Here is a 23,121-nt window from a genome sequence, read left to right on the forward strand (position 1 = left end):
GCGCTGGAGCTAGACAAGTAGAAAAGCGGAAGCGCCTTGGTCATCGCCGTACAAACTCCTCGAAAAAGCTAACGCTTTTCCTTCGTGCGATGTTGATTCTGACGAAGCCTTCCTTGTGGTGGGGCTTCGAATGAGATAAAGGAAACACGATGCTCCTGCGCCAAAGACGATTCGAGGAAGTGAATGTTCAGCTCGTCGCAAAGCTCCATGATGATTTTTCATAGAAGCTGCTTTGTTGACTTATCGTAGGGAGGAGACCTGAAGTTTGCTAGGCGATAGGCGCTGGAGCTAGACAATTAGAAAAGCGGAAGCATCTTTAAATGAGATATTAATAGAAAAACAGGAGGAGAAAACAATGAAAAGAAATCAGTTATCAATAAAAACGATTGTAGCGATCGGAATTGGTGCTGCCGTGTTTGTGATTTTAGGGCGGTTTGCGGTAATTCCAACAGGGGTTCCGAATACAAACTTTGATACATCGTACGGCTTTTTAGCGTTAATGGCGATTATCTTCGGACCGGTTGCCGGCGGTTTGATTGGCTTAATTGGCCATGCCTTAAAGGATGCCATTTTCTACGGAACACCGTGGTGGAGCTGGGTCGTTGTGTCTGGCCTAGTAGGCTTCTTCATCGGCTTAGCTACGAAGAAAATCAATATTGAGTCCGGAATTTTTAATGTAAAAAAAATCATTCTCTTTAATGTCGTGCAAATTATCGTTAACGCAATTGGCTGGATGGTAATAGCGCCAACATTGGATGTCCTGATTTATGCTGAACCAGTAAACAAAGTGTATTTGCAAGGCATTGTTGCCGGTTGCCTGAACATCGTAACAGTCGCTGTTCTCGGTACACTGCTATTATCTATCTATGCCAAAAGCCGCGGCCAAAGTGGCAGCCTCACCAAGGACGTGTAGTTCCTGCGGTTATTGGGAGTAGTATCCGATATCGACAGCAGTTTCGCTGGTATCATCAAAGGAATCGCCGATATCGACTGCAAAATCTCCGATATCTAGAGGGAAATCACTGATTTCGACAAAGAATTTCCGTTATCATGTGAGAAATCACTGAAATCATCATGAAAAATTCGCACATAACCAAATTTAACACATTGTTTTTTGAAAAATAACAGCCAAAACGAGCTTTGTACTGCTAGGAGATATATTCTATGAGGAAACCGGTCATTCAATTCGAGAATTTTAGCTTTCAGTACCGCAGTCAGACGGCACCAACATTACAGGACATTAATTTAACGATCTATGAAGGGGAAAAGGTTCTCATTGTCGGTCCTTCCGGGTCGGGAAAAAGCACCCTTGGCCATTGTCTCAATGGCCTTGTTCCCTTTTCTTATAAAGGGAAGGTGACAGGCAGTTTAACAATTGACGGTGAGGATACCCAAGGGCTCGACATATTCTCCCTTTCGAAAAAAGTCGGTACGGTTCTGCAGGACCCCGATGGTCAATTCATTGGTCTGACGGTGGCTGAGGATATTGCCTTTGCCTTGGAAAATGACTGTCTCCCGCAGCCGCAAATGATCACGAAGGTATCCGAAGTGGCAAAAATTGTGGATATGGAACCCCATCTGGAGGCCTCGACCCATCAGCTATCTGGCGGGCAAAAACAACGGGTCTGCCTCGCCGGAGTCATGGTTGATGAGGTCGAGATTTTGCTGTTCGATGAGCCGCTGGCCAATCTGGACCCGGCAACTGGAAAATACGCAATTGAACTGATTGATCGGATTCAGCAGGAAACAAACAAAACGGTCATCATTATTGAGCATCGTCTAGAAGATGTGCTTCATTGCCCGCTTGACCGCATCATCGTTATCGACGACGGCAGGGTGATTAGTGACATGACTCCGGATGAACTGCTGGCCTCGCCTGTTTTAGAGCAATGCTCAATCCGCGAGCCGCTGTATGTAAGAGCGGTAAAATATGCTGGCTGCCGGCTGACGCCGGAACTGAGGCCTGCCCATCTAGATACCTTTCAAATCAACGCTTGTAAAAAACAACTCCACGATTGGTTTGAAAAAGTGGACATCCCGAAGGCCAGAGATAAGACAGAAACGATTTTGGAATTAAAAGCGATTGATTTCAGCTATTTTCCGGGGCAGCCGACGATTCACGATGTATCTTTTTCGATCCAAAAAGGTGAGATGGTCAGCATCGTTGGCAAAAATGGCGCCGGGAAATCAACGCTGTCAAAACTAATTTGCGGCTTTGAAAAGCCAAATGCGGGGAAAATTTATTACCGCAGTCAGGACATTACCGCAGATACAATTAAAGAGCGAGCATTGCGGATCGGTATGGTGATGCAAAATCCGAATCAAATGATTTCGAAACAGATGATCTACGATGAAGTGGCCCTCGGCCTTGTGATCCGTGGCGTCCCGGAAGCAGAAATCAAAGAACGGGTCCTTGCTACATTGAAAATCTGCGGCTTGTATCCATTCCGCAACTGGCCCATTTCAGCGCTCAGTTTTGGACAGAAAAAGCGCGTCACCATTGCCTCGATTTTAGTGCTGGAACCGGAGGTCATCATTTTGGATGAGCCGACGGCCGGGCAGGATTTCCGCCATTATACCGAAATCATGGAATTCTTGCTGGAGCTGAATCAGCGGGGTGTGACGATCATCATGATTACCCATGACATGCATTTGATGCTGGAGTATACACCAAGGGCGATTGTCATTGCTGGCGGTCGGAAAATTGCTGATGACACAGCGGTCAATGTCCTCACGGATGCCCGCATTATTGAAGAGGCGAATTTAAAGGAAACGTCGCTGTTTGAATTAGCAGTTCGGGCGGGAATCAGTGAACCGAAGCAGTTTGTCGAGCGGTTTATTGCCTATGATCGGGAGGTGCGGCAATAATGGCAGTCGAAATGCTTTCTTATATTGAACGGAAGTCTCCGGTGCACCGGCTGACAGGAGTCACCAAGCTGCTTTGCTTTTTGATCTGGTCGACGGTGGCAATGCTAACCTACGATACCCGGGTGCTCCTGTTCTTGTTCCTGTTCAGTGTCGCGATATTTAAAGTTTCCAAAATAAAATGGAAGGAAGTCGCCTTTGTCCTCCTGTTTATTTTAGTATTTTTATTGATTAATAATCTGGCAATCTATGTTTTTTCGCCGCAAGAAGGGGTGAAAATTTACGGAACGCGTCACGTCCTTTTGGATATTGGCGGCGGCCGCTATTCACTCACGCTGGAGCAATTGTTTTATCAATTCAATGTTACGCTGAAATATTTTACCGTGATTCCGGCGGCGCTGTTGTTTCTCGTAACGACGAATCCGAGTGAATTTGCGGCGTCGCTTAACCGCATCGGCGTCAGCTATAAAATCGCTTATGCGGTTGCCCTGGCACTGCGCTATATTCCTGATATTCAGCGCGATTTCCGCAATATTTCATTGTCACAGCAGGCACGCGGAATTGATATGTCACGCAAGGAAAAACTGTCGAAGCGACTGAAGAATGCCGCCTCCATTATTGTCCCACTGATTCTTTCAAGCCTTGATAAAATTGAAATGATCAGCAACGCGATGGAACTGCGCGGATTTGGGAAAAACAAAAAGCGCACCTGGTACCGCGCCCGACCATTTCAAAAGATAGATATCATCACGCTTATGTTATTTATCATCATGCTCATCGTATCACTTTATATTACCTTTTATGACGGCAACCGGTTTTATAATCCGTTTTAAAGGAGTAAACACGGAGGATAAATCGGGTCTTGGCACCACATTGTAATAAAAGCAAAAAGAAGATTCTTGACGTCAATACAACGAATTTGCCAACATAGGCAGTAGGCTCAGTCTTATCAAATTGAAAATAGACCACCTAAAGATTTTTGAGGTCAAGGGGTGGTCTATTTGTCTTTTCTAGAAAGTGGCACATGAAGATCCGAATTGAATCATCATTTTTCCTGGTTTGACCTCCAATGCTGATCGCTTCTGAACCGGAATCGTCCGTACTGGTGATAAATTGTCTGCTGTATATTATCACCTCATAAGGAACATGCGCTTAATTGAGATATTGTAGATAGTATTGAGAGAATCATCAAAAATAGTAGAATGCTAAATACAACAGTCCTTTCTTTTCTAAGAATAAAACATAAAAAGACACTAATAAGGCCTAACTTATAGATTAGTTCTAAAAGGAGAATATCCCAAAATAAACTAATAACCATAACTATTAAAGAAGGCATTATTAGCATTGCTTTTATTGAAGATAAGATACCCCTTATTCCGTTTTCTTTGGTTTTCCAATTTCCGATTAGATTAAATGTTTTAATTGTCGCACTGGAAGGATCAAAAATTCCATCGAACTTCACATATGCTGGTTGCAAATAAGGGGCGCAACCATTCAACGATTCTTGTCCCCAATAGAATGGAGTATTATTAATATAAAGTGGTTTAATTATTATCGACTTTTCCACACAATTTATATAAGAAGGTGAGAGTTTAATTTCGGCATCTTTTGAAAAAATAATTCTTTGTCCCTCTGTTTGGCCAAAGTATTTTTTCCAATGCATAGTTCTTATGTTGCTAATTAAAAAACTAAATCGATTATTCTTTTGTATATTAGCCATACTCGTATCTACTGAAAACCATCCTATATCTTCTAAGAAAATTTCGTTCCACGCATGACCATTCATTTTTCCGTTTGACCATCCGCCAAAAATCGTCCTTGTTGGAATCCCAATGGATCTACATAATGAAGAAAACAAAAAGGAAAACTCCCCACTAAAATGGTACCTATGTCAAGGACACAATAAAAAAAGAGGTTAAGCAACTAGAAGATGATTTCTATATTGAATAGGGGTCATCTTTTTTAAATTCCATTGATATCGATAATTGTTATAGTAAACCATATAGTGATTTATTTTTGCTTTTAGTTCTTTTAAGGATTTACAAGATTGATAGTCTACTTCATCTTTTAAATGACCAAAGAAAGATTCTTGAGGGGCATTATCCCAACAGTTCCCTCTTCGAGACATAGATTGGCCTAGGCCATATTTTTTTAATAACTTTTGATATCTTGGGCTCGTATAATGGCTCCCTTGATCAGAGTGGATGAAGGCATCTTTATGCAGTGTAATCTTCTTGTTTTTCATTAGTTTGTGAATCGTCTTTGTTGCGATGTCTAGGGTGATACGGTCAGAAACATGGTAAGCCAGGAGTTCGTTAGTGGACGCATCTTTTATGGTTGACAAATAAGCCATAGAATTTCCGTTATATGGCAAATAAGTAATGTCCGTTAATAACACTTTTCCTGGAACTCCTTGTTTAAATTCCCTATTTAACTTGTTTGGAACAACCTGATGCTCCTTGGTTGCTTTAGCAATCCTTTTATAAGGATTTGGCTTTCTATGAGGACAGACGATTCCATATTTCCTCATGATTCTTTGTATCTTTTTACGGCTAAAGAGAATGTTAAATTCATTCTCCAATATCATTTTAATGGAGCGTGAACCTTTCTTATATCCGCGTCGATCAAAGGCCTTTAAAATGATTTCCTTCGCTTCAAGGTCCAATTTCTCCTTTGCTTCCCGGAAAGAGGCAGCCTTTAGGTAGCTATAATATCCAGACCGGGATACCTCTAAGAGTTCACATAAATACTTGGTCATCCCCTTAAATCCATTTTGTTCAATAGTCTCCTGAATCAATTGATATGCATTATTCGGATTTAGATTTTCGCTTGAGTTTAGCAGCCTCCTTTCTGTCGTTTCTAGCTTTTTTAACAGCTCAACCTGTCCTTCCAACAGCTCGATTCTTGCCTTTTGTCTTTCAATCACTTCGGACGGTGTAAGCTCACGTTTCAAGGGTCTACCGGATGCGTTTTTCCTCGTATCTGTAAGCCCAATCAAACCATTCTTCTCATAGGCTTTTTTCCACCTGCAGGCTGACTGTTCGATTCGTTTTATTCCTATAACGTCCACATCGAAGCCGTTCTCCGCAAAGATCTGACGAGGGAGTTTGCCGGCTAGGTACTCATCCATAAATCTATTTTTAAAATCGTCAGTATAGGTAATAGACCGATCGCTGACACGATGTACATTTGGATTCTTTTGAAGTGTGTTTATCTCTTTGATTGAAAAAGTTATTTTACTCATGTTGTCCCCTAATCCCCATATTCTGAAATTCAAGTATATAAAAAAATACCTGTAGGTGAAACACTCTTTTTCAAGTGTCCTACCTACAGGTACCATTTTACACAATCTCCTTCTTTTGCTTTTAAAAATGATAGTGCTCCTCTACTTCTAGGTGGATATTTATATTTAAAATTATTAACAATATATTCAAATATATCACGCGCTTGATCCTTTTTAGTATTTTTTCCTTTAGTGATTTCCATCGCAAGAGCAGTTATTTCTGCATTAATAGGTGATAAGATAGTATTTCTTAAATAATATTTTTCTTCTTCATTGTTCAAATAAACTTCATAGCTTTTTGGGTTGTACCAATCCACGTCAAAATTCAAATGGATTTTATCATTTTTATGAAGAATGAAATATCCTAGACTTTCTTCGGTGGGAACTCTATGGACTTGTTTAGGTTTTACTGATTGGTTCATTCCTTCTTTAGGAAGCATCATCCATAATTCTACCTTATCGAATAATGTGTTCTCATACCAATAATCGATATTTATTGATTTCTTCAATCCATTTTCACCCCCATTTAAATTAAATACTTGTTAGTGTTAATTTCAAACTGACTTTGAAATAGGTTCTATGATTGTTTCTTCTTTTTTTCTAAATTTCAACATCTTTTGTCTGGAAAATGAGTATATTTTTTTGTAATCATTATCACTTATAAGTACTGTATCAATCAATACCATAGTCAGTGAGAAACTCACTAATCCCATTACGAATGCTATACCAAAATGCATTAGTACAACAAAAAATAAAGCAATGTATTTTGTTATTCTATTGAATAATAAAAAAGGGAAAGCAACTTGCAATATCACGGTGAAGTAAGTTATAAATACTATCAAAATATCAGAAGAGAGAATTAAATTACTTATCCAAGGTAAATTGAATTCCTTAACTTGTAAAATGTAATAGATAGCAGTACCATTTTGCCATTGTTCACCCATAACCTTATATAAAGATGAATTTAAATATACAACACACAGCTGTACAATTATTGAGAGAATACCCATATTATGAAGTATATTGGAGTAAATATTATCTTTTTTATTCTTCCTCAGGTGTTTATCTATAGACAGATATTCATTGGTCTTAACAAATATTAAATAGATGGATATTATAAGCATAATATTATTTCCACCATCTAGTATAGAACCATTTTGATGGTAGATTGAATATAGGAAAATGAAATTTAATATAGTCATAATTTTTGTTTTAAAGCCCAAAGTAAACAACATTGCTATTACAATTCCTAAATGGAAGATGAATTCAAAGTATATAATGGAGTCACTAAGGCTGAATAGGGTAAACTCTCCCAATTGTTTAGAATAATCCGTATTAGTTAAACCATTAGGCCCCACAAGAACTGTCGTTGTGAATAGTTTATGGCATATGAATAGAGAATTATGATGCCAAATCCTACCCTTAAAATACTAGCACCTATTAAAGATCTTTTAATTGAGGCGAATCTTATTATATTATCTAACACTTACAATTCCTCCTTGCACAGGTTCCCAGTCATATGTAATATAAGATTTTTGTATCTTGTAATTTTTATCATTTCTTTTTGAAAAGGGAATTGGTTCTTCTCTTAACACTCGAATTCTAATTTTGTGAATATTTTGTTTCTTGAATTGTTTTTCTACGTAAAAATATCCAAAATTATACAATTGATGTTTTCCATCCTCTTGATAATGTTTTATCTCTTTATTTACATTATTTTTCTCAACTTTTGATTGCTGATGATCTAATTCCTTCTTTCTTTGCTCAATCTTATCAAGTAACTCATTTGAATGAACAGATTGCATAAATGCGCTAGTTCCTATTCTTACTAGTTTATTTACCGGAGAGAATCTATTAGTATGATTAGCTTCGTATAGAGGAGTAGAAATGTCTATCCATTTTGATTTTTTTCCAGATGGGTCCTTCACTTGTATATAAACGTAGTAATTATTTGATAATGGGTTTGGAGCGAATAACTTCCAATTTTGGGTAAACAGCGGTTCCATGTAAAAGACATTGAGATTATTTAATTTATTTTTAATTGGATTAAATGGAAGTACATAAAGCGCTGTCATAGTGAAATGAAAGAGAAATACTACGCAAACAACTACAAAAAAAATCTTAATTCTCATAATCTATTCCTCTCTAATGTTATAAGAGTAGAGCCTCAATCAAAAGTAATTGAGGCTCCTAGCTTTTTATGATTAATCAAAAGCTAATTCAGAATCTTGTGGTACATCGCTAGATTTGGCCCCTATTCCTGTGATTTTTGAGTATGCATCAGCGCCCGCTGCAGCTGCAAATCCAACTGCCACAGCTTTACCAACTGCTTTTGCGGCTTTTACTCCTGCTTGTGCTACTCTTGCTGCTTGACCAATTGCTGCTAAAGCAGGAAGGTATTGTGGTTCAGCAGATGATAATTCTTGTGCATCCTCGAAGTTTTCGTGTTCTACCATTTTTACATCTGTTGTCGATGCTGAAACAGCAGAGACACTAACAAATGTGGCAAGAACAACAAGCATAAGAATAAGAAACTTTTTTACTGGAAATAATCACCTCCTAATACGATAATTACTAATTAATATACTACATAAATACCTAATAGTAAAGTATTTCCTAAAAAGTTTAAATTTCCCATATAATACTGAACTCTCTAATTTTGAAGCGCCTATAATAATCATATAACTCGAAGCCGTTGATACTATTACTGGTTTCAAGTATTTATTCCCTATCTTTGTCATATTTCAGATATGGATTATTGTGGTAAAATATAAGTATCTATAGTTTTTGTATATCGTGTGGGGGAGATCATATGTTTCTTAGAAAACAAAAAAATAAAAAAACAGGTTGAAAACATATTTGACTATCGTACATAGCTCTCGTGATAATGCCACCCAAAAAACCAGAGCAAAAACAATTGAATCTCTTGGCTACCTAGATGAATTGGAAAAACAATACGATGATCCAATTGCTTTTTTTTGAAGAAAAAGTCAAACAAATGAATGAACAATAGGATATGGATCGTTCGCCTATTACCTTAAGCATCAATAAAGCAGAACTCATTCAAATGAATACATAGATCGAGAAAATTTAGGCTATGCTGGACTGAGCAAAATCTATCACAAACTATATAAAGGGTAAAAAAGAATCCTCAATTAAATTTAAAGGTATTTTAGTTGGACTTGCCTTAATATTATTTCTAGTTTTCTTTAGGGCCGGGCTATTATGCCAAAGCGAATAATGTGCTCTTGCTTTCAAAGATAGACTGGTCGACTTTCCAAATCAATGCTTTGTCTCGCTTGTCATTATAAGGCTATTAGATCGCCACTTGAAAGGAAAGTATTCGGTTACTGACGTGCTTGATATTCTAAGAAAGATCTCCTACAGCCAAATACAGGAAAGTTATTATTTATTTGATCATTATGATGAGGTGCTTTCCGATATAGATATAGAAATGGGCATCGATTTGAAGAAAATTCCAATTATTGGGTGGGATTAAAAATTTTTAGGGGCTGTCAAGGAGGATTTACACTACAACTACCTGACAAATAGAAACAGTCAAGAAACCAGTATTCATGCGGTATCGAGGCTGTTTTGTTTGTTATAATCGCAAAAGTAAGGATGTGAGATGTCCTTTACTAGTGGATTTGGAAGGGTTACCACCTAAAACCTATCGATTATAAAGACTTTTTCTGTGCATAAAACAATAAAATTGAACATTGATAGTATCTTTAATGGTGAAATTATATTAATGAAACATTAGTGTTCAAGTAAGCATGACTTTCTAATCAGGAGATCATTTTTTGTTTGAGTTGGATATGAAAATATTGAATTTTCGGCGGGTAAATTCGTAAAATAGACGGGTAAACTCACATTTTTGACGGGTAAAATTGAAAAACAGACGAGTAAACTCACATTTTAGCTAAAAGCGAAAAAGAGTCAGGCACTAACCAATGGAGTGCCTGGCCTTTTTCTTTAGCACTTGTGCTAAGATAAAATAGACAGTTTAGAATGATCTCTTTAAAAAGTCATACATTACGATTTTCCACTTCCAGGGGTGAAAATATGAACTTAAAAGCGAAGTTACTTGCGTTTTTAGATCAGGAGACGGAAAGCTTTGATATGAACAAACCCTCCGATCGCCTAACAGCGAGTGTCATGTCGGATTACTTTTCTGTCAAGCGCAACACAGTAAGCCATTACATTAATCAATTGGTAGAAGAGGAAAAAGTAATCAAAGTTAATACAAGACCCGTCTATTTTTTAAGCCGAGCCAGCTTTGAACGAAAATTTTTTCCACTCCCAATTCATCATTTTCATAGCTTTCAGGAGATGCTGGAGTTTAAGCCAGAGACAAAGGATGAACAAGATATTTTTGACCGCTTAATTGGTGCGGAAGGCAGTTTGAAGCGAGCCATTGAACAGATTAAAACCTCCATTTATTATCCGGGCAGCGGTCTGCCGTTGATTTTGGTTGGTCCAACAGGGGTTGGCAAAAGCTTTACAGCCGGCCTTATCCATCGTTATTGTGTAGAAAAAGGAATACTTGCGAAAGACGCCCCGTTTATCAGTTTTAATTGTGCCCAATATGCCAACAACCCCGAGCTGATGTCCAGTCATTTATTCGGCTATGTCAAAGGTGCCTTTACCGGTGCTGAAAGAACGAAGGACGGTATGCTTGCAGCGGCTGATGGAGGAATTTTATTTTTGGATGAAGTCCATCGCTTAAACGCAGAAGGGCAGGAAAAATTATTTACCTTTCTTGACCAGGGGGTTTTCCGCCGCATGGGTGAAAGCGAAGGAAATCATCAAGCGAATGTTCGGCTGATTTTTGCAACAACGGAAAATCTAGAAGAGAACTTCTTGCCTACCTTTCTGCGGCGGATTCCGATTCGAATTGTTATTCCAAGCTTGGATGAACGTGGTAAGCAAGAGAAGCGGCAATTTATCTACTTGTTTTTATTAAATGAAGCCAGAAAATTGCGCAAACCGATTAGAATTACCAGCCGCATTCTTGATGCTTTGACCAATTATCATTACTCCGGGAACATGGGGGATTTGAAAAACACGATTCAATATATTGCCGCTTCCTCGTTTGCAAAAAACCGCGAAGCGGAAGAAGTCCAGATCATGTTACAGCATCTGCCGGACCCCATTTTAGAGGAGGCCCTGCACCATACGGATCATAAAGTAAGGCAGAATCATGATATCCTGATTAAACCTGATTCAACCCTTGAGCAATTATATGAGACAAGCCTTACGCAAGTACAATTAATTAAGAAAACCTTTGAACAGATCTTGTGCCTGTATGAGGAATGCCACGCGAAAAAATTACCAGTAACATTTAATGAGCAAAAAATATTTCAAGAAATTCTCATTCTCCTTGATCAACTTATTTTTACCAATAGAAAAGAAGATGCCGGAGTCAGACTGGAACTAACCACCATTAGTGTTCAAGAAATCATTCAATATTTAGAAAATAACTACCAGGTCAAATTTAATGGCAATAGCATCTATGCGATTGCTCATTTTCTCTATTACAAAGGTCATTCCGTGATGAGATGGTCAGAGAAACAAGAGGCGGCCATAAATAAGCTGGCCCACTATATGGATCGGTTTTATAAGGTGGAGCAACAGTTGGCGAAACATTTTGTCCATTTGTTGGAAAGTAAATTGGAGGTAAAGCTGGAGCAAATGGATGAAATCTTTCTATCTTTCTATTTGCGAAGCGTCGCCATTGAACAAACGAACCAGCAGGTGAAGGCGCTTATTTTAGCACACGGCTATGCAACAGCAAGCAGTATTGCCAACGTGGTAAACCGAATGCTAAAGAAAAATGTGTTTGAGGCCTTTGATATGCCGATTGATATATCCGTACAAGAAATTGCAGCGAAAGTATTCAATTATATTGATCATCATGATGTCTCAAAAGGACTCGTTCTGTTAGTCGATATGGGTTCATTGAAGGATATTTATTCTCAATTCAAAAATTATGTCAATGGCCCGATTGCGATTATTAATAATGTTTCTACGCAAATGGCCTTATTTCTCGGCAGTATGCTGGAGAAGGATTTATTTTTGGAAGAAATGATTGAAAAGTTAAGACAGGCGAACCAAACAGAATATAATATTATTTATCCGGAAAAAGAAAAGGAAAAAGTCATTGTCACCACATGTTTAACAGGAATGGGGACGGCAATACAAATCCAGAAATTACTGGAGGACAGTATTCCCAAGGACTTATCGATACAGGTTTCAGCTTACGATTACCACCGCTTAAAGGAACTGGGGACTTCGGAAGCGATCTTTCAAAGGTTTGATGTTCTTACGATTGTAGGAACTGCCAATCCCGGTATAGAAGATGTGCCCTATCTCTCGATAGAGGATATTATTTCCGGAAAAGGCGAAGCGACCATGCGGAAAATCTTCCTGCCGATCATGGAGGAAGGGCGGTTTAAAGAAATCAATGATAACTTGGTCCGTAATTTCTCTCTGCAGCGGGTGATTGAATCGATCACGATACTTGATTCGGAGAAAATTCTCTCCCATGTGGAAGAATTTATTCACCGCTTGGAAATTCGCCTAAACCAACGTTTACCCAATGATAAAAAAGTTGCCCTTTATGTCCATGTGAGCTGTTTGGTTGAAAGGTTAATTCGCCAAGCCCCAATAGAGAATTATAACAATCTTGAGGAATTCGAACAGTGTCAAAAGGAAATGATAAAAATGATAAAAGAAGCGTTTAGTGTCATAGAAAACATTTATAATGTCAAAATTAACACCGCTGAAATCGGATACATTTACGATTATTTAGTTGCAAAATCAAGCCTTCATGAAGATTTTTAAAAAAAATAAAAGCGTGCCACTATGGTTGGCACGCTTTTTGCATTAATAAAAGTGTAGAAAGTAAAATTTATCAATCATACAAAAGGGGGTGAAACAAATGAGATATATTTTGTTGGCCTCACACGGCAGGCTTGCCGAGGGAATGCTTCAGACCGTAGAAATGATCATGGGTGCCCAAAGGGATATTTGGACATTGAATGCTTATGTGGAGGAACAGGTTGATCTTCATTCCCAGATAAGAGAGGCGTTACAGAAACTTGGTGGGGACGACGAACTCATTGTTGTAAGCGATATCTTTGGCGGCAGTGTTAACAATGAATTCATGAACACGCTGGAAGATAAGCGAATTCATTTAATAGCAGGCATGAATTTGCCGTTAGTTATTGAACTAATAACCTTAAAACATATAGAAATGGATACGAAGCAGTTAATCCAAACAGCTTTAAAAAATTCAAAAGCTTCCAATAAATATTGTAATGCAACAGTGGCAGTAGATTTTGAGGATGAGGAATTTTAACGGGAGGATGGATTGAAATGATTAAATTGTTACGTGTAGATCATCGTTTATTGCATGGACAAGTCGCTTTTTCATGGACAAATAACTTAGGGGCTGACTGTATTTTAATTGCCAATGATGATGTACCGGTAAATGAACTGCGAAAAACAACGATTAAGCTGGCAAAACCTCAAGGTGTCCGCTTGGTCATCAAAAATATTGCGGATTCCATCGAAGCGTTAAAGAGTGGTGTGACCGATAAGTACAAGCTATTTATTGTCGTCGAATCCGTAGCTGATGCTGAAAAACTTGTAAGCGCCTTTCCGGAAATTAAACATGTTAATTTAGGTGGTATCAAGGCTAAAGAAGGCACAAGAAATATTTCAAAGGCAGTCAACCTCCTGCCTGAAGAGGAAGAACTTGTGAAAAAGATGATTCAACAAGGCGTTGAAGTTGAAATTCGCCAAGTACCAAGCGATAAAAAAACACTCGCACAAAATGTGTTATAAAAAATTTGTTTAGGGAGGGATCCCCATGTTAATGACTGCATTACTTCTTGGCTTGGTTGCTTTTATTGCTCAAAGTGATTATGCGTTAGGAACAAGCTTGATTACCCGCCCGCTTGTAACAGGGTTACTAGTCGGCCTTGTGATGGGTGATGTTAAAACAGGTGTAATTATGGGCGCGACTTTAGAGTTGGCGTTTATTGGTTCCTTCTCCGTTGGCGCAGCTATTCCGCCTGATGTGGTAACAGGAGGTATTCTCGGGACTGCATTTGCCATCTCCTCAGGGGCAGGAACGGAAACTGCCTTATTATTAGGCTTGCCAATTGCTACCTTAACACTTGTTTTGAAAAATGTTTATTTAGCCTGAATTATTCATACCTGCACATTAGTCAATAAAAAGAAATCTAGAAATTCAATTTGGTGCACAATTGCCATTAATTTATTTGTAAGTTACCTATTCATGGAAATCGCTAAGTGGCATGTCTTAAAATGTTAGGTTTTTGAGCATACTACTCCCTTGGTCTTGAAAGTTGTTTTTAAATATTGGCTGCATTACATTTGTCTGTTGATTTCCGTTCCGGGCGCTTGCTTTCCGCAGGGAGGAAGTCGAGCCTCCTCGGCGTTCCGCCTGTGGGGTCTCGACTTTTCCTCTACATCCCGCAGGAGTCAAGCGCCCTCCACTTCAATCAACAGTGTGTAAAAATCAAAATCGCACATTAACACAGCCCAAATTAGATAGCAGATAAGTTTTATTCCAGCTTTAGCAGTTGAATTCTCTGTAATACTTTCCAAAAGAATTCTTGGTACACAAAACTGGAAGACAACTTAAAGTAAAGTGATCGTCCTGATTTCACTAATTTACTTGCGACCTTTATCAGTCTTGTTCGAATGGTTTCGATTTGTATGCTTTTTTGTCCCTCTGGAAAACAAAGCGTACGAAGCCAATTTGTTAGGTTATATGCCAACAAGCTCAACATCATCTTGGATTCATTTACTTGAAAAGAATGGCTGTTCATTTTATCCAAACCAAATCCATTCTTAGCTTCCTTGATATAGTTTTCCATTGTGCCTCTTTTTTTGTACGCATTCACGATATCCTTCGGGGAAAATGCGTCTATCAAGTTCGTTACAAAAAATGAATTCGTGAAAAACAATTCGCCCGCAGGGCGAACAGATTGGATGATAACTTTTCTAGGCTTAGACCATGATTTTGCTTGATATTCGGTTTCCTCATAATAAATCTCTGGTTTTGTTGTATCGGCTGGAATGGAGGCAGGATGTAGTTCATCAGCGAGACGTTGCAAATTGGCATTTGATTTTAAACGAATCACATAATAAACCGACTCTTCCTCACACAAATCATACAAAGCTGGAACAGCAAAGCCACTATCCCCTCGTAGGAATGGGACAATCGCTGGGAATTTCTCATTATAATGTTCGATAAGAGGCTTGACAAATTCCACGACACCGTTGGAAGTATAGACATTTCCCGGTCTTAGTTGGGCCTTTAAAAAATCACCAGTTATTCCATCAAAAGCAACCAATGGATGGAAACCAACTGTTCCGTAATGAGAATTGTAAGATGTGGATTCCTGTTTTCCATACGTATCGGCATGTGTAGAATCCAAGTCGATAATAAGTGCCTTAGACTCTCTAATTTGATTCACTTTGTCTAAAAGTGCTTGATTAGCTTGATTTAATTGCACAATAGATTCCTTATCAAACCGTGCAAAAAAGCGGGATAAGCTAGGTTGGGAAGCTAATGCTTCTGTTCCAATGATTTGCGTAAACACGGGATCCTTCGTTAATTGATCAGCTGCATCATCTTCGGAATATCCAGCAACGATTTGATAAATCTTTTGACGAAGCAAGTTTTCATTCGAATGAAAAAAGTAGAGTCTTTCGTCTTTTAGTTGTAGGTATTTAGTTAATGTCTCTGAAAACCCTATTTTCTCATCGAATTCTCTAAAAATGAATTCACCGGTATCAGAAGAAAGGGAACCTCCATCATTTGACAATTTAATTTGACGATTGAAATTTAGGGTTAATTGCGGTAAAGTAGCCATTATAAGAATCCTTTCTGTGGTTATTTCGTAGTTGTTTTAACCTTATCAGAAATGGATTCTTTTTTCATTTATTAAGTGCATTAAAAATCGACTGAAAAGCTGATTAAATAGGAGAAAGCAGCCTATTTCAAAAAAACTGTGAATAATTCAGGTTTAGGACTCTTCTTACCTGTTTTATCCCACAAAGCGGATAAATATGCGGAGGAAGGAAATACCCGTGGAATTGAGGCCATGCACTTAATCGGTGGTTTTGGACTTTCCCTTATGCTTGCCATTATTGTAGCCGTTTCATTCTTTGCCGGTAGTGACGCGATTAAACATATCCTGAATGCGATTCCGGACTTTGTTCAAAACGGTTTGCAAATTGCAACAGGCATCCTTCCAGCTCTAGGTTTTGCGATGTTAGCCCGATTATTGATTAACAAAAAAGTTGTCCCATATTTCTTCTTAGGTTTTCTTATTGTTGCGTATTTAAAAGTTCCGATAACGGGTATTGCCCTTCTTGGAGCCATTGTATCAGTAATTATGGTGAATATAATGAATAATCAGAAGGTCAATTTAGCAGCCAATCAAGGAGGAGTGGTGAGTGATGACGACGATGAAGACTTCTAATCAAGAACCAGTTCAGGAAAAGGCAGAAGAAATCGAAATTAGTAAAAAAGACTTGAACCGGATTTTCTGGCGGTCCTTTCAGATGGAATTTTCTTGGAACTACGAACGACAAATGAACATGGCCTATACGTATGCAATGATTCCCATTTTGAAAAAATTATATAAGAAAAAAGAAGATTTAGCGCAAGCATTAAAACGCCATCTAGAGTTCTTTAATACTACTCCGCATATTGTTACGTTTATGCTGGGGATTTCAGCTGCAATGGAGAAACAAAATGCTGAGAATAAGGATTTTGACTCATCATCGATTAATGGTGTCAAGGCCTCTTTAATGGGACCGCTGGCGGGATTAGGTGACTCGTTCTATTGGGGAACATTACGGCTGATCGCAACTGGTATTGGTACTTCACTTGCCCTTCATGGGAATATTCTTGGGCCAATTTTATTCTTGCTTGTTTTTAACGTTCCACACATTTTGCTGCGTTTTATTTTTACGAGACTTGGTTTTAAAATGGGGACTGACTTTTTACAACGTCTCCAACAGAATGGAATGATGGAGAGTTTAACGCTTGGAGCCGCGATTCTTGGGTTAATGGTCATCGGAGGTATGAGTGCTTCGATGATTAGCCTCAGTGTTCCGCTGAAGATCGGCAGTGGGGATGGCGCAACCAAAGTTCAGGAAATATTAAATGGGATTATGCCTGGTCTCTTGCCATTAGCAGCGTTCGGCATCATTTATTGGTTGCTGGGGAAAGGGTATAAGGCCACTACCATCCTAATCGGAATCGCTGTAGTTGGCATATTAGGAGCATGGACTGGGATTTTGGGATAAAAAAAGAATAGAAATAGGTGATGATTTTGCAAGAAACAATGATGACCTATATACATGAAGAGCCACAAGTATGCAGGGAAATAATTCATAATGCCGACAATCGGCTGACCGTGTTCAAACAATTGGTGCAAGCAAAACAGCCGAAGACATGGTTAGTGCTGGCGACCGGGTCCAGCGCCAATGCAATGCAAAGTGCAAAATACTATATGGAAAAAAACGCTGGTGTATCCATTGAAATTCAAGAGCCGTTCAACTTTGTTCATTATGAAAAAGTGAAGCCGTCGATTGATTTCGTTCTTGCTGTTTCCCAAAGTGGCCACAGCTATTCAACGATTGAAGCATTAAAAAAGGTTCATGCTGGGGGAAAAGTACCGACCGCTGTGATGACCTCCAATTTGGACAGCCCGATTACGGCTTATGCCAATACCGTGATTGATATTGGCTGTGGAGTGGAGAAAGTGGGGTTTGTCACGAAGGGATTTACTGCTACAGTTCTTACTTCCATGTTAATGGCGATCTATGCAGGGGCTGCTTTCGGGACATTAAGCACCGAAAAAGTAAGCTTAGAAATTAAAAAACTTAGCAGCTTAATCGAGCACATTCCAACGATCATTGATCAGACGGAAAGCTTTTATACTCAGCATGCTACTGAACTAACTGCCATTCCACGCTTTGCGATAATCGGTTATGGTCCAACTGTCGGGACAGCTAAAGAGGGCGAAACAAAATTTACGGAAACGGTTCGCATCCCTACCCAAGGATTTGAACTGGAGGCCTTCATGCATGGTCCGTATTTAGAAGTGAACCAATCCTATGGACTCATTTTTATAAAAACAAAAAGTCTCTTGGCCGATCGCGCTGAGATGCTAAAGCAGTATTTAAACAGATATACCCCTCATTGTTTTTCGATTTCCACCGATTTGAACAATGTGGATGAAAAGACATTGAACTTAGAGCTGGATGTTGATGAATGGATGAGCTCGTTAATTCTGGCGATTCCATTGCAAATCTTGGCCTATCGAATTGCTTCAGGAAGAGGCATTGATTTAAGCATTCGTATTTTTGATGATTTTGATAAAGTGTTAAAAAGTAAAGTTTGATAGATTGAAAAGCATTAAGGAAAGTACAGCTGTCTTACTCTTCGCCGCGCAAACTCTTCGAAAAAGCTATCGCTTTTCCTTCGGGTGATAGGCGTTCCTGGAAAAGACGATCTCCTTTCCTTAATGCAATGTCCAGGCTGCCGAAGCTTTCCCTGTGGAGCTGGACAAAATGAAGGAAGACTTGGAGGGATTCAACATGTTAAAATTCGATAAAGATATTTATATGGAAAATGGCCGGATTACCTATGAAACCCGTGAACAAATTGAAAGAATTGCTGACGAGATTTCGGCTGAAGGCTTTAAAAATATCTTTTTCATTTCAGTTGGCGGATCGATTTCCATCATGTGGCCAATTCAGGAAATGTTAAAGCAATTGACTGACATTCCGGTCTATACTGAGCAGGCTGGAGAAATAATCTTAACAGGACATAAACAATTGACGAAAGATTCACTTGTCATTATGGCTTCAAAATCCGGCGATACGAAAGAAACGGTAAAAGCAGCGGAATGGTGTAAGGAACAAGGAATTCGTATTGTATCATTAGTGGGCACTCCGGGAACTCCATTGGAAAAGGCAAGCCGCTGGGTGATTCCAAACAAGGCAAAAAACGGCGTTGAATTTGAATATATGCAACTATTTATGCTTGTCTTTAAATTACTCGATAATGCTGGTGATTTTCCGGAGTATAAACGATTTGCTGATCAACTTGGAGCTCTTCCGGAAAATCTATTACTTGCGAAGGAAAAATTTGAGCCACTTGCTGACGAAATTGCCAAGACTTATTATCAAGAACCGTACAATATTTGGGTTGGCGATGGGGAAATGTGGGGCGAAGTCTACTTATTTTCCATGTGCATACTGGAGGAAATGCAATGGGTTCGCACAAAAGCTGTTTCCTCTTCGGAGTTCTTTCATGGTACACTAGAATTAGTCGATAAGGATGTACCCGTATTCTTAGTAAAAGGTGAAGGGAAACGACGGACGCTAAATGAGCGTGTTGAGAAGTTCTGCCGGCAATATACTGATAAACTGGTGATTCTCGACACGAAAGATTACGAGTTAAAAGGAATCGATGAGGAGTTCCGCTGGATTTTGGCACCAACGATTTCTTCTACTCTGTTAGTCGATCGGTTAGCTCGCCATTATGAAAAATATACTGGACATGATTTGGACATGCGCCGCTATTATCGACAATTTGATTATTAATAGGATAGCTACTTTTGATGAAGGTATTCTAAGATTTTGATGCATTGCGCATCATGAAAGAATAGGCAGGGAGTTGATCTCTCTGTCTTTTTTCAACAAGGAGGCTGAAAAATGAAAGATGTAAAATTAGTAATCTTTGACATGGACGGACTGCTGTTTGATACGGAGCGTCCCTCTTATGAAGCGATGAGACGGGTGATGAAAAGACGAGGTTACGAGTTTCCAATCGAACATTATAAGCCCATTATTGGGGTAGCTGATCATGAATGCAATATGATTATGAAAGAAATATACGGCTCGGATTTCTCCTTTCCTGCGATCGTGAAGGATTATCGGCAGGAGTTTGATAACATCCTCCGTGAAGAAGGGCTTCTGATAAAGCCGGGGGCGAAAAACCTATTAGCTGCTCTTGATCGGAAAGGAGTAAAAAAATGCATTGCCTCTTCGAGCAGCAGGGCTACCATAGAATACTATTTATCGCTTACCAGTTTAACAGATCGCTTTGACTATTACGTAAGCGGGGAAGAAGTTGAGAACGGAAAGCCAAATCCTGATATTTTCCTGGAAGCCTGTAAACGCGGAAAAGAGGAAACGGCTGCATCCCTCGTTTTAGAAGATTCACTTAACGGCTTAAGGGCTGCAGTCAGTGCCAAGATTCAGTGCATTATTGTCCCTGATCTGATCGAACCAAATGAGGAAATGAAAACAAATGCCTATCAAATCGCGGACGATTTGAATCAGGTTATTGAGCTGATTAAGTAGGAAAAGTCAGGCAGCAGCCAATAGGATTTGGCAGGCGGCCTGGCTTTTGCTTTTTCTTACAAACTATTTTTCTTGATTTCCTTTTGGTGGTTTGACTGTTGCGATTGCTTTGACTACTTCAGATCTAAAGGAATCTATCCGAGTCTGTGATATTAGCAATACTGCTATACCAGTGATTGGCGTAGTTGACTTGGTTGTTCTAAGTAAGGCAGTCATACCACACTTTGGAACAAATCAGCTTTTAGTCTCTAATTGGAAAAAACAATTAATACTTGTTGCTTTACATTTATCTCAATTTAAAATATTATTAATTCAAGATAATAGTATTTCTTTTTAGTAACTAATATATAATAGTGGAAAACAAAAAGGGGGTAAACAATAGCATGGAGAAGTTTCACCAGAAACCGACTGTTTTTGTTGGTGAGGTTAACATAAACGTGAAAAACCTTGAATCTGCCGTTTCTTTTTATCAACAAATGATTGGCTTTCAAGTATTGGAAAAGTCTCACCATCGCGCCGTTTTAACGGCAGATGGTCAAACTCCGCTGCTGACACTCGAACAGCCGGTAAATGTAATCGCAAAGGAAAAGCGCACGACAGGTTTATATCATTTTGCGATTTTACTGCCTTCACGTACGGACTTTGCGGCATTCTTAAGGCACCTGCTGCAAACCGGGTACCCGCTCGGTGCCGCCGATCACTATGTGAGTGAAGCACTATACCTGAATGATCCGGACGGCAATGGGATTGAGGTATACCGCGATCGCCCATCGCATGAATGGACGTGGAAAAATGGCTTAGTTGAAATGGCCACAGAACAGCTTGACGTCGAGGCGATTTTGGCGGAAAGTAACGGCCAATGGAGCGGCCTGCCGGCTGGAACTGTGATGGGACATATTCATCTTCACGTGGCTGACTTGCCAACAGTGGAGGAATTTTATACTAATGGCCTTGGCTTTAACGTGGTCAGCCACTATCCGCAAGCTGTGTTTCTGTCGAGTGGAGGTTACCATCATCATATCGCCATCAACACCTGGCAGGGTGTCGGCGCCAAGCGGCCAGCGCAAAATAGTATAGGGTTAAATTGGTTTTCGATCATTTATCCAGATGCGGCTGCTAGAGACGCCGTTGTGAAAAAACTACAACAGCTTGGGGCGCCCGTCGAGGAGGAATCCGCTTATTATTTGACCAGCGACCCGTCAGGTAATCGAATCCGGCTTGTCGTATAAATTTTTTTAAAAGTAAAAGCAATGCTGGGGCACTCTTTTAATAATGCCTGGCATTGCTTTCGCTTTTTGTAAAAGGAAGTTGTTTTAATCATACATCGATTATGAACCAGCTAGAGTCGTGGTTGTTGTTTTTTCTATTACAATCTTCCATTGCGAATGACGTTAATCATCATGTCGGTATTGGGATAATCGACTTGCTGGTAAAGTTTGCTGACTTTTTCCGTATCGTAGGAAACGCGTTCAATCGATGTCCGCAAGTTTCCATTGGTAATCTCTACTAAACCGTAAGAGGCCTTGGCTAAGCCGTCGAATGGGAGACCAACGCTGCCGATATTCATGATCATTTTTCCACTAAGGTAACGGATATATGGTGTATGAATATGGGCATACATGTAAACTTGAGCGTCTGCTGCTGCAAAAAATTTCTGCTCCAACTCCTCATCACTTGCATGTGGTGGAACCACCTCAAATAAACTTGAGGGAGTAGCGTGAAACGCGGTTATGTTTACATCATCATACCTAAAGTTTAGCTGTTCGGGCAATTGCTGTAAATAATCGATGTCGGATTGGGTTAGATTTTCAACCGTCCATTGCCGCTCTTTATTCATTAGCTCCAAAGCTTTGTCGGGTACTTCTCCTTCGCGAACGCCGCGGACAACCCATTCGTCGGCGTTTCCTTTGATCACATCAGCATTTAAGGAGCGAACTAATTCCAGGGAACGCTTCGGTTCCGGACCACGATAGCAAATATCACCTAAAACACAGATTTTATCAATTGATTTTTTTCGAATATCCGTGAGCACCGCATCAAGGGCAACGGCGTTCCCATGAATATCGGAAATAAACGCAATTTTCATGAGTCATATGACCTCCTTTGAAAGAATCTATTTACTATGTCCTTAACGCTCACATGCGATACCGTCTTTGTCGCGGTCTTTCGTTATATTGGCATTATAGAGCGCCTTGGAAACAAATGGCCTAAACTTTGTTTTTCCGCCTTTGTTTTTCACCTTGGAAGACTTGGCCACACCGCCTTTATACACCTTGTTCATCTCCTTGCAATTTTGATACTTCACAATCTTCGTTTTCGCCTCAACAACGTGAACAGATTCCGACATACCATAAGATGCCCCGGCAACAACGCCAAAAGCAAGAAAAACTTTTAAAAATCGCTTCATTCCCATCCCCCACCTTATTCATATAATCATGCTATTTCTCCCACCATCATAAATAAAATTTACAATATTTTCAATATGTTTAAATGAAAATTGGTGCCTGACACCACAGAAATACATGATTCCACCCCAGATGGACACT

Annotated in this window: 21 protein-coding genes and 2 pseudogenes; 14 read left to right on the forward strand and 9 right to left on the reverse strand. The window is 39.4% G+C overall.

All coding sequences use genetic code 11. The annotated features are described in order from the left end of the window. Window positions 1-355: 355 nt before the first annotated feature. The 3 genes from RCG24_RS18935 to RCG24_RS18945 all read left to right on the forward strand — a co-directional run bounded on the left by RCG24_RS18935 (window position 356) and on the right by RCG24_RS18945 (window position 3,698). Complete coding sequence (locus tag RCG24_RS18935; protein ID WP_202655871.1) at window positions 356-913, forward strand: ECF-type riboflavin transporter substrate-binding protein; 558 nt, start codon at window positions 356-358, stop codon at window positions 911-913. 251 nt (window positions 914-1,164) lie between these two features. Then, a complete protein-coding gene (locus tag RCG24_RS18940; protein ID WP_308077755.1) occupies window positions 1,165-2,868 on the forward strand; it encodes an ABC transporter ATP-binding protein in 1,704 nt (567 codons plus the stop codon). Beyond that, complete coding sequence (locus RCG24_RS18945; RefSeq protein WP_308077756.1) at window positions 2,868-3,698, forward strand: energy-coupling factor transporter transmembrane component T family protein; 831 nt, start codon at window positions 2,868-2,870, stop codon at window positions 3,696-3,698. Before RCG24_RS18940 ends, RCG24_RS18945 begins: the two co-directional genes overlap by 1 nt. Window positions 3,699-4,000: 302 nt before the next feature. On the opposite strand, the pseudogene RCG24_RS18950 reads toward RCG24_RS18945, so the two are convergent. The 6 genes and pseudogenes from RCG24_RS18950 to RCG24_RS18975 form a co-directional block, all read right to left on the reverse strand. Beyond that, a pseudogene (locus RCG24_RS18950) lies at window positions 4,001-4,726 on the reverse strand (transglutaminase-like domain-containing protein); the annotation flags it as partial. Between the two features lie 54 nt (window positions 4,727-4,780). Beyond that, a complete protein-coding gene (locus tag RCG24_RS18955; protein ID WP_202654807.1) occupies window positions 4,781-6,109 on the reverse strand; it encodes an IS3 family transposase in 1,329 nt (442 codons plus the stop codon). 83 nt (window positions 6,110-6,192) lie between these two features. Next, window positions 6,193-6,657, reverse strand: a complete 465-nt coding sequence (locus RCG24_RS18960; protein WP_308077757.1) for a transglutaminase domain-containing protein — start codon at window positions 6,655-6,657, stop codon at window positions 6,193-6,195. A 45-nt stretch (window positions 6,658-6,702) separates the two neighbouring features. Then, window positions 6,703-7,464 (reverse strand): HTTM domain-containing protein, encoded by a 762-nt coding sequence (locus RCG24_RS18965; RefSeq protein ID WP_308077758.1) that lies wholly within the window; start codon window positions 7,462-7,464, stop codon window positions 6,703-6,705. Between the two features lie 159 nt (window positions 7,465-7,623). Beyond that, entirely contained in the window at window positions 7,624-8,280 is a 657-nt protein-coding gene (locus RCG24_RS18970) for a DUF5819 family protein (RefSeq protein ID WP_308077759.1), read from the reverse strand. Between the two features lie 72 nt (window positions 8,281-8,352). Beyond that, window positions 8,353-8,670 (reverse strand): hypothetical protein, encoded by a 318-nt coding sequence (locus tag RCG24_RS18975; RefSeq protein WP_202653117.1) that lies wholly within the window; start codon window positions 8,668-8,670, stop codon window positions 8,353-8,355. Window positions 8,671-10,213: 1,543 nt separating this feature from the next. On the opposite strand from RCG24_RS18975, the gene RCG24_RS18980 reads away from it, so the two are divergent. The 4 genes and pseudogenes from RCG24_RS18980 to RCG24_RS18995 form a co-directional block, all read left to right on the forward strand. Next, complete coding sequence (locus RCG24_RS18980) at window positions 10,214-12,994, forward strand: sigma-54-dependent transcriptional regulator (RefSeq protein WP_308077760.1); 2,781 nt, start codon at window positions 10,214-10,216, stop codon at window positions 12,992-12,994. Window positions 12,995-13,091: 97 nt separating this feature from the next. Further along, on the forward strand, window positions 13,092-13,511 hold the full coding sequence (locus tag RCG24_RS18985; RefSeq protein ID WP_202653119.1) for a PTS sugar transporter subunit IIA: 420 nt from the start codon (window positions 13,092-13,094) through the stop codon (window positions 13,509-13,511). A 17-nt stretch (window positions 13,512-13,528) separates the two neighbouring features. Beyond that, entirely contained in the window at window positions 13,529-13,999 is a 471-nt protein-coding gene (locus RCG24_RS18990) for a PTS sugar transporter subunit IIB (RefSeq protein ID WP_308077761.1), read from the forward strand. Window positions 14,000-14,018: 19 nt separating this feature from the next. After that, window positions 14,019-14,351 (forward strand): annotated as a pseudogene (locus RCG24_RS18995) (PTS sugar transporter subunit IIC); the annotation flags it as partial. Window positions 14,352-14,745: 394 nt separating this feature from the next. Here the strand turns inward: RCG24_RS18995 and RCG24_RS19000 are convergent. Beyond that, window positions 14,746-16,062, reverse strand: coding sequence for an IS1380 family transposase (locus RCG24_RS19000; protein WP_308077762.1), 1,317 nt, complete (start codon window positions 16,060-16,062; stop codon window positions 14,746-14,748). 138 nt (window positions 16,063-16,200) lie between these two features. Between RCG24_RS19000 and RCG24_RS19005 the strand changes: the two genes are divergently transcribed. The 7 genes from RCG24_RS19005 to RCG24_RS19035 all read left to right on the forward strand — a co-directional run bounded on the left by RCG24_RS19005 (window position 16,201) and on the right by RCG24_RS19035 (window position 21,804). Further along, window positions 16,201-16,674 (forward strand): PTS sugar transporter subunit IIC, encoded by a 474-nt coding sequence (locus RCG24_RS19005; RefSeq protein WP_308077763.1) that lies wholly within the window; start codon window positions 16,201-16,203, stop codon window positions 16,672-16,674. Continuing rightward, entirely contained in the window at window positions 16,652-17,506 is an 855-nt protein-coding gene (locus RCG24_RS19010; protein WP_235887935.1) for a PTS system mannose/fructose/sorbose family transporter subunit IID, read from the forward strand. Before RCG24_RS19005 ends, RCG24_RS19010 begins: the two co-directional genes overlap by 23 nt. A gap of 38 nt (window positions 17,507-17,544) precedes the next feature. Further along, the gene (locus RCG24_RS19015) at window positions 17,545-18,606 is read left to right on the forward strand and encodes an SIS domain-containing protein (protein WP_308077764.1); all 1,062 of its coding nucleotides are present in this window, start codon (window positions 17,545-17,547) and stop codon (window positions 18,604-18,606) included. A gap of 196 nt (window positions 18,607-18,802) precedes the next feature. Then, window positions 18,803-19,813, forward strand: coding sequence for an SIS domain-containing protein (locus tag RCG24_RS19020; protein ID WP_308077765.1), 1,011 nt, complete (start codon window positions 18,803-18,805; stop codon window positions 19,811-19,813). Between the two features lie 111 nt (window positions 19,814-19,924). Beyond that, complete coding sequence (locus RCG24_RS19025) at window positions 19,925-20,575, forward strand: HAD family hydrolase (protein ID WP_202651802.1); 651 nt, start codon at window positions 19,925-19,927, stop codon at window positions 20,573-20,575. Window positions 20,576-20,666: 91 nt separating this feature from the next. Next, window positions 20,667-20,912, forward strand: coding sequence for a hypothetical protein (locus RCG24_RS19030; protein ID WP_308077766.1), 246 nt, complete (start codon window positions 20,667-20,669; stop codon window positions 20,910-20,912). 46 nt (window positions 20,913-20,958) lie between these two features. Then, a complete protein-coding gene (locus tag RCG24_RS19035; RefSeq protein WP_308077767.1) occupies window positions 20,959-21,804 on the forward strand; it encodes a VOC family protein in 846 nt (281 codons plus the stop codon). A gap of 137 nt (window positions 21,805-21,941) precedes the next feature. On the opposite strand, the gene RCG24_RS19040 is transcribed toward RCG24_RS19035, so the two are convergent. Together RCG24_RS19040 and RCG24_RS19045 are read right to left on the reverse strand one after the other, a co-directional pair. Then, window positions 21,942-22,661, reverse strand: coding sequence for a metallophosphoesterase family protein (locus RCG24_RS19040; RefSeq protein WP_308077768.1), 720 nt, complete (start codon window positions 22,659-22,661; stop codon window positions 21,942-21,944). Between the two features lie 42 nt (window positions 22,662-22,703). Beyond that, complete coding sequence (locus RCG24_RS19045; RefSeq protein WP_202651794.1) at window positions 22,704-22,982, reverse strand: excalibur calcium-binding domain-containing protein; 279 nt, start codon at window positions 22,980-22,982, stop codon at window positions 22,704-22,706. Window positions 22,983-23,121 lie beyond the last annotated feature (139 nt).

The sequence above is a fragment of the Neobacillus sp. OS1-32 genome (assembly GCF_030915425.1).
GTDB lineage: Bacteria > Bacillota > Bacilli > Bacillales > Cytobacillaceae > Neobacillus > Neobacillus paridis.

Excerpts from the sequence above, each read along its gene's own strand:
- RCG24_RS18935 (WP_202655871.1), top strand. The coding sequence starts at position 356 with ATGAAAAGAAATCAGTTATCAATAAAAACGATTGTAGCGATCGGAATT.
- RCG24_RS18940 (WP_308077755.1), top strand. The coding sequence starts at position 1,165 with ATGAGGAAACCGGTCATTCAATTCGAGAATTTTAGCTTTCAGTACCGC.
- RCG24_RS18945 (WP_308077756.1), top strand. The coding sequence starts at position 2,868 with ATGGCAGTCGAAATGCTTTCTTATATTGAACGGAAGTCTCCGGTGCAC.
- RCG24_RS18955 (WP_202654807.1), bottom strand. The coding sequence starts at position 6,109 with ATGAGTAAAATAACTTTTTCAATCAAAGAGATAAACACACTTCAAAAG.
- RCG24_RS18970 (WP_308077759.1), bottom strand. The coding sequence starts at position 8,280 with ATGAGAATTAAGATTTTTTTTGTAGTTGTTTGCGTAGTATTTCTCTTT.
- RCG24_RS18975 (WP_202653117.1), bottom strand. The coding sequence starts at position 8,670 with ATGCTTGTTGTTCTTGCCACATTTGTTAGTGTCTCTGCTGTTTCAGCA.
- RCG24_RS18980 (WP_308077760.1), top strand. The coding sequence starts at position 10,214 with ATGAACTTAAAAGCGAAGTTACTTGCGTTTTTAGATCAGGAGACGGAA.
- RCG24_RS18985 (WP_202653119.1), top strand. The coding sequence starts at position 13,092 with ATGAGATATATTTTGTTGGCCTCACACGGCAGGCTTGCCGAGGGAATG.
- RCG24_RS18990 (WP_308077761.1), top strand. The coding sequence starts at position 13,529 with ATGATTAAATTGTTACGTGTAGATCATCGTTTATTGCATGGACAAGTC.
- RCG24_RS19000 (WP_308077762.1), bottom strand. The coding sequence starts at position 16,062 with ATGGCTACTTTACCGCAATTAACCCTAAATTTCAATCGTCAAATTAAA.
- RCG24_RS19010 (WP_235887935.1), top strand. The coding sequence starts at position 16,652 with ATGACGACGATGAAGACTTCTAATCAAGAACCAGTTCAGGAAAAGGCA.
- RCG24_RS19015 (WP_308077764.1), top strand. The coding sequence starts at position 17,545 with ATGATGACCTATATACATGAAGAGCCACAAGTATGCAGGGAAATAATT.
- RCG24_RS19020 (WP_308077765.1), top strand. The coding sequence starts at position 18,803 with ATGTTAAAATTCGATAAAGATATTTATATGGAAAATGGCCGGATTACC.
- RCG24_RS19025 (WP_202651802.1), top strand. The coding sequence starts at position 19,925 with ATGAAAGATGTAAAATTAGTAATCTTTGACATGGACGGACTGCTGTTT.
- RCG24_RS19035 (WP_308077767.1), top strand. The coding sequence starts at position 20,959 with ATGGAGAAGTTTCACCAGAAACCGACTGTTTTTGTTGGTGAGGTTAAC.
- RCG24_RS19040 (WP_308077768.1), bottom strand. The coding sequence starts at position 22,661 with ATGAAAATTGCGTTTATTTCCGATATTCATGGGAACGCCGTTGCCCTT.
- RCG24_RS19045 (WP_202651794.1), bottom strand. The coding sequence starts at position 22,982 with ATGAAGCGATTTTTAAAAGTTTTTCTTGCTTTTGGCGTTGTTGCCGGG.